The organism is Streptomyces sp. NPDC060205 (assembly GCF_042728395.1).
In the GTDB taxonomy this organism is placed as follows: domain Bacteria; phylum Actinomycetota; class Actinomycetes; order Streptomycetales; family Streptomycetaceae; genus Streptomyces.
Genome location: NZ_JBHWZP010000453.1, coordinates 1 through 6,236, shown reverse-complemented (window position 1 = coordinate 6,236; position 6,236 = coordinate 1). Strand labels below are relative to the sequence as shown.

The following is a 6,236-nucleotide window of genomic DNA, read 5'->3' as shown; positions in this document are numbered from 1 at the left end:
CCTGGAGGGCGGGGCTGCGCCCCGCTTTTAAGGGGCGCGGGGAACTGCGCGGCTCACCCCCACCGGCCCGCAGACGTGGTCCGGGCCCGAACTCCCCCGTGCGGCGGAGTCGCAGGCGCGTTCTCACCCGTGCGAGGGAGTCGTCGAAACCCCCGCCCCGGCGATCCGCCAACCCACCGCCCGAGGCGAACCTGAGGCGACCAGATACCCGCCAACCCGCCGGGAGGCACCCCGTGCTCCACAGGATCGCCAGGGCGTCGACACGCCACCCCCTGACCGTGATCGGCCTCTGGCTGCTCTTCCTGCTGCTCGGCTTCGGCCTCGGCACAGGCGTCTTCGCCCGCCTCAGCGACTCCGTACCGGACGTCCCGGGCACCGAGTCGGACCGCGCGTCGGAGTACCTCGACGGCATCGACCCGGCCGGCGAGTCGATCACCGCGGTGGTCGCGGGCACGGCCGTCTCGGACACCGCACTGCGCACCCAGGTGGAAACCGCCGTCACCGATCTCCGCGACATCGCGAACATCGCCGCCGTACCGGACCCGTACACCACGCAGGGGCTCCTCGCGGAGGACGGGCAGGCCCTCGTCATCCCGGTGACCCTGAAGGGCGGTCTCGACGACGACGCCGAGGAACAGGTCCTGGACGCGGCCGGTGACCGTATCCATCAGATCAGGGCACCCGACGTCCACGTGAGCGGCGGCCCGCTGCTCGGGCAGCAGCTCGGCGAACGGGCCCAGGAGGACGTGGCCCGCGCGGAGATCATCTCCCTGCCCGTGGTCCTCGTCCTGCTGCTCCTGATCTTCGGCGGTTTCCGCGCCGCCGGACTGCCCCTGGTGGTCGCGGTGAGCGGCGTCGCGGGCGCGTTCCTCGCCCTGTTCGGCTTCAGCCAGTTCACCGACATCTCCGTGTACGCGATCCAGGTCACCACCATGCTCGGCCTCGGACTCGCCGTGGACTACGCCCTGTTGATGGTGGTCCGCTTCCGCGAGGAACGCCGCGGCACCGACGACGTGGTGGAAGCCGTGCACCGCACGGTGGCCGGTGCCGGACGCACGGTCCTGTTCTCCGGTCTGACCGTGGCCGTCAGCCTCACCGGCCTGCTGGTCTTCCCCAGCATCTTCCTGCGCAGCATGGGCTTCGCCGTGGCCGCCGTCGTGGTCATCGACATGCTGGCCGCGCTCACCCTGCTGCCCGCCCTGCTGACCCGCTTCGGCGGAAGGATCGCCCCCGCGAAGGACAGGGCGGCCGACGAGGAGGGGCGCGTCTTCGCCCGGCTGGCCCGGTTCGCCACCGGCCGCCCGGTCGTCGTCACCGTCACCTCCGTCGCCGCCCTGCTCGTACTGGCCCTGCCCGCCACCGGCATGAAGATCAACATCGGGGACGCCCAGCAGTTGCCGACGAGCACGGAGGCACGCCAACTGGACGACACGATCGAGGCCCACTTCCCGCCGGGCACCGGCGTCTCGAAGGTGACCGTGGTCCTGAAACCGGGCACCGGCACCGCGACGGCCGAGCGGATCAAGGCGCTCTCCCCCGGCACCGGGTCACGTGAACTGCCCGGCGGCACCACCGTCCTGAGCATGCAGCCCAGCGGCAGCGCGGACGGGAAGGCGGCGACCGACCTGGTCCAGCGCGTACGGGACGTACGCGGCGACGAGCCCGTCCAGGTGACCGGTGTCGCGGCCCGGCTCGTGGACTTCCGGGCGATGCTCGGTGACCGGGCGCCCTGGGCCGCCGTCACCGTCCTCGCCGGGATCTTCCTCCTGCTCTTCGCCTTCACCGGCTCGGTCCTGATCCCGCTGCGCACGATCTTCACGACCCTGCTCAGCCTGGGCGCCGCGCTCGGCGTGGTGGTCTGGGTGTTCCAGGACGGCCATCTGGCCTCGGCGCTGGGCTCGCAGGAACTCGGCGCGCTGAGCCTGACGGCACCCCCGCTGATCATCGCGATCGCCTTCGGACTCGCCATGGACTACGAGCTGTTCATCCTGGCCCGGATGCGTGAGACCTGGCTGCGCACGGGTGACGCGCAGGAGGCGGTCGTCACCGGACTGCGCCGCTCCGGCCGGGTCGTGAGCTGTGCGGCGCTGCTGCTCGCGGTCGTCTTCGGCGCCTTCATGACGGGCGGCTTCGCCCCCATCCTGCAGATCGGCCTCGGGCTGACCCTCGCCGTACTGATCGACGCGACGCTGGTACGGATGCTGCTCGTCCCGGCGACCATGGCGCTGCTGGGCCGGCGCGCCTGGTGGGCTCCGGCGCGGCTGCGCCGGGCACATGACCGTTTCGGCCTGAGCGAGGAGGCTCCGGCGCCCGTACGGCCCGAACTCACCAAGCAGCACTGAGTGTCGGCAGCGTCGGCTCCCGATCCGGAGGGCGTCGCCGACCACCGGCCCCGGCGCCCTCCGCGCCGGGGCCGCCGGCCCGTGCGGGGGCCGCCGGTCCGTGCCGGGGCCGCCGGTGCGCACGGGAGGGGTCCGCACGGAAGCCGGTCCGCGCCGGCGCCGGCGCCCGGTCAACGGGCCCCGCTGTGACCCGTACGGGCCGGACGCCAGGTGTCGGGAACCGTCCCGCGGCTACTGGTAGGGGATGGGAAAGACACTCGTCGGCACGTGTTCGTGGACGGATCCGAAACTGGTGGCCAGTGGCTGGTACCCGCAGGGCCGGCGGGACGCGGAGGGCAGACTGCGGTACTACGCCGAGCGCTTCCCCGTCGTGGAGGTCGACTCCACCTACTACGGTCTCCCCAGCGAGCGCAACAGCCTCCTGTGGACCGAACGGACGCCGGACGGTTTCCGGTTCGACGTGAAGGCCTTCTCGCTTTTCACCGGCCACCCCACCCGGACCGCCGCCCTGCCCGCCGATCTCCGGGCCCTCCACCGCGGGCGGCCGGGCGATTCCGGGCCGGGGGATCCGGAGTTGCTGGACGAGTTGTGGCGCCGGTTCACCACGGCACTCGAACCGCTGCGACGGACCGGACGGCTGGCCGCCCTGCTGTTCCAGTTCCCGCCGTGGTTCGCACCGGACGACCGGGCCGAGGCCGTCCTGCGGCAGTGGTCGCGGCGGGCCGCCGGATGGCCGCTCGCCGTGGAGTTCCGGCATCCGGACTGGTGGCGGCCCGACCTGCGGCAGGCGTCCGCGGACCTGCTCGCGCGGCTGGGCATGAGCACCGTCAGCGTGGACATGGCCCAGTCCGTCGCCGACGCCGTGCCCCCGGTCGATGTGGTCAGCACGCCCCGGCTCGCGGTCGTCCGCTTCCACGGGCGCAGTGCGTCCTGGGGGTCCGGGAGCAAGGAGGACCGTTTCCGCCACACGTACACGACCGACGAGCTGACGGCCTGGCTGCCGCGGCTGCGCTCGATGGCCGCACGCGCCGACGAGCTCCACGTCCTGTTCAACAACTGCTGCGCCGATGCCGCCGCACGCGCCGCGGAGACGATGAGCGGCCTGCTCGCCGCGCCGACCGCGTCGCGGACCGCCACGCACTGACTGCGGCAGACCGTGAAGGACCTCGCACAGGAATCTCAGCCGGAACCCCGACCGTCCACAGCACGGCCCCAGACAGGAGGAGCAAGCTGCACGCACACCAGTGGTCACCTCAGGAAGGCATCTCGTGGGCGTCTCGCACCTGTCCGACGGGCCGGGCACTTGGTCCCGGCGGGGCGTTCTCGCCGCGCTCGGGGCCGTACCGGCCGCCGTGCTCACGGGCTGCGGCTCCCGGGCCGCCGCCGCGGAAGCGGCCCCGGACGCCACCACCGCCCCCGCAGCCCCGGCCGCCTCCGCGGCGCAGTTCGCCACCAGGACGGCCGCGGACACCTTCGCCGGACGGTTCACCCCCGAGGCGGGGTCCACCTCCGGCGTCGGCATGCCCGTGTCCGTCACCTTCACGCACGCCGTGACGGACCGCGCCGCCGTCGAGAGGGCGATCACGGTGACCGCGGATCCGCAGGTCGAGGTCGTGGGCCACTGGTTCAGCGACACCCGGCTCGACTTCCGGCCCGAGGAGTACTGGGCGGCGGGCACGGAGATCACCCTCGCCCTGCGGCTGAAGGGCGTGGAGGGCGTGGAGGGCGCGGCCGGTGTCCACGGCACCCAGTCCGAGGACGTCACCTTCCGCATCGGCCGCGAGCAGATCAGCACGGTCGACCTGGCGGCCGAGACGATGACGGTACGGCGGGACGGGCGGACCCTCGCCACGTATCCCGTGTCGGGCGGCAGCGCCGAGCACACCACCTGGTCCGGGATCATGGTGATCAGCGAGCGGTTCACGAAGACGCGGATGCAGTCGTCCACGGTCGGGCTCGGCGACGCGTACGACATCGACGACGTACCGCACGCGCAGCGGCTGACGACCTCGGGCACGTTCATCCACGGCAACTACTGGGCGTCGCCGTCGGTCTTCGGCAGCGGCAACACCACGCACGGCTGCATCGGGCTGCGCGACGCCAAGGGCGGGGACGACACGTCGCAGCCCGGGTACGCGTTCTACGAGAGCTCCATGCTCGGGGACGTGGTCGTGGTGGAGAACTCGGGCGCGGACACGGTGGACCCGGCGAACGGCCTGGGCGGCTGGAACCTGTCCTGGGCCGACTGGTGTGCCGGAAGCGCTCTCTGACGACCCGTCCGATCCGTCCGCCTTCGCCGCGCACTGCCGCTCCTCATTCACGGTGTGAACTCCCGGGCCCCCGCACGGCTTTCTCTGCTTTACCTCTTGACGACCGGAGTGCCGAAGAGCACATTGGCCGCGCAGCTGTGATGAGAGCGCTCTCAACGCTCTCGAAAAGGCATCCGCGCACCCCCACTCCGTACTCGAAGAGGCACCCATGAGGGAAACTTCCGGCACCCCCGTAAGACCCGGTCGCATAAGGCGTTCGGTCATCGCGCTGGTCGGCGTGCTGAGCCTGGCGGCGGCCGGGGCCTCGGCCGCACAGGCGGACGCGCCCGCGCCGCCCAGCGGCTGGACCCAGGTCTTCGTCGACGACTTCAACGGCACCGCGGGCACCGGCGTCAACACCGCGAACTGGCAGTACGCGACCGGCCACGGCTACCCGGGCGGGCCCTCCAACTGGGGCACCGGTGAGATCGAGAACATGACGTCCAGCACCAACAACGTGGCACTGGACGGCGCCGGGAACCTCCGCATCACCCCGCGGCGCGACGCCTCGGGCAACTGGACCTCGGGCCGCATCGAGACCAACCGCACCGACTTCCAGCCGCCCGCCGGGGGCAAGCTGCGTGTCCAGTCCCGTATCCAGATGCCCAACGTCACGGGCACCGCCGCCCGCGGGTACTGGCCGGCGTTCTGGATGCTGGGCGCGCCCTACCGCGGCAACTACCAGAACTGGCCGGCCGTCGGCGAGCTGGACATCATGGAGAACGTCCAGGGCCTCAACACCGTGTGGTCCACGATGCACTGCGGGACCAACCCGGGCGGCCCGTGCAACGAGACGACCGGCATCGGCGGCTCCCGCGCCTGTCCCGGCACGACCTGTCAGGCGGGCTTCCACACGTACGGGCTGGAGTGGGACCGCTCGACGAGCGTGGAGGAGATCCGCTTCTACGTCGACGGCGTCAACTACCACACCGTTCGGGCCAACCAGGTCGACGCGACGACCTGGGCGAACGCCACCAACCACGGGTACTTCATCATCCTGAACGTGGCGATGGGCGGCGGTTTCGTGGACGCCTTCGGCGGTGGCCCGGACGGGGCCACGGTGCCGGGCAACCCGATGGTCGTGGACTACGTGCAGGTGCTCACCTCGGGCGGCGGCACCACCCCTCCGCCGACCGGCAACCGTGACGCGTACAGCGCGATCCAGGCCGAGTCGTTCGACGGGCAGAGCGGCACGATCACCGAGACCACCACCGACTCGGGCGGCGGCCAGAACATCGGCGCGCTCGCCAACGGCGACTGGGTGCAGTACAAGGGCGTCAACTTCGGCTCCACGGCGGCCAGGCAGTTCGTCGCCCGGGTCGCGAGCGGCGCGGGCAACGCCGTCAGCGGTCTGGTCGAGGTCCGCCTCGACAGCCGTACGAGCACGCCCATCGGCAGCTTCGCGCTGGCCGGCACCGGTGGCTGGCAGAGCTGGCGGACCGTGCCCGCGAACATCAGCAACGTCACCGGCACGCACGACGTCTATCTGACCTTCACGAGCGGCCAGCCGGCGGACTTCGTGAACGTGAACTGGTTCAACTTCGGTCACTGAGGCCGTAGTAGCGACGGCTGGACATCTGTGGAG

The 6,236-nt window shown here is 71.8% G+C and carries 4 protein-coding genes; all 4 read left to right on the top strand.

What is annotated here, in order from left to right; translation table 11 throughout:
- Window positions 1–233: 233 nt before the first annotated feature.
- The 4 genes from ACFWGJ_RS40710 to ACFWGJ_RS40695 all read left to right on the top strand — a co-directional run bounded on the left by ACFWGJ_RS40710 (window position 234) and on the right by ACFWGJ_RS40695 (window position 6,203).
- Window positions 234–2,342, top strand: coding sequence for an MMPL family transporter (locus ACFWGJ_RS40710; RefSeq protein WP_387334007.1), 2,109 nt, complete (start codon window positions 234–236; stop codon window positions 2,340–2,342).
- Between the two features lie 244 nt (window positions 2,343–2,586).
- Window positions 2,587–3,486, top strand: coding sequence for a DUF72 domain-containing protein (locus ACFWGJ_RS40705; RefSeq protein ID WP_387334006.1), 900 nt, complete (start codon window positions 2,587–2,589; stop codon window positions 3,484–3,486).
- Window positions 3,487–3,610: 124 nt separating this feature from the next.
- Complete coding sequence (locus ACFWGJ_RS40700) at window positions 3,611–4,612, top strand: Ig-like domain-containing protein (protein WP_387334005.1); 1,002 nt, start codon at window positions 3,611–3,613, stop codon at window positions 4,610–4,612.
- Window positions 4,613–4,820: 208 nt separating this feature from the next.
- Window positions 4,821–6,203, top strand: coding sequence for a glycoside hydrolase family 16 protein (locus tag ACFWGJ_RS40695; protein ID WP_387334004.1), 1,383 nt, complete (start codon window positions 4,821–4,823; stop codon window positions 6,201–6,203).
- The last annotated feature ends 33 nt before the right edge of the window (window positions 6,204–6,236 follow it).

Bases quoted from the DNA above. Each gene is read 5' to 3' on its own strand.
- ACFWGJ_RS40695 (WP_387334004.1), top strand. From the start codon at position 4,821: ATGAGGGAAACTTCCGGCACCCCCGTAAGACCCGGTCGCATAAGGCGT.
- ACFWGJ_RS40705 (WP_387334006.1), top strand. From the start codon at position 2,587: ATGGGAAAGACACTCGTCGGCACGTGTTCGTGGACGGATCCGAAACTG.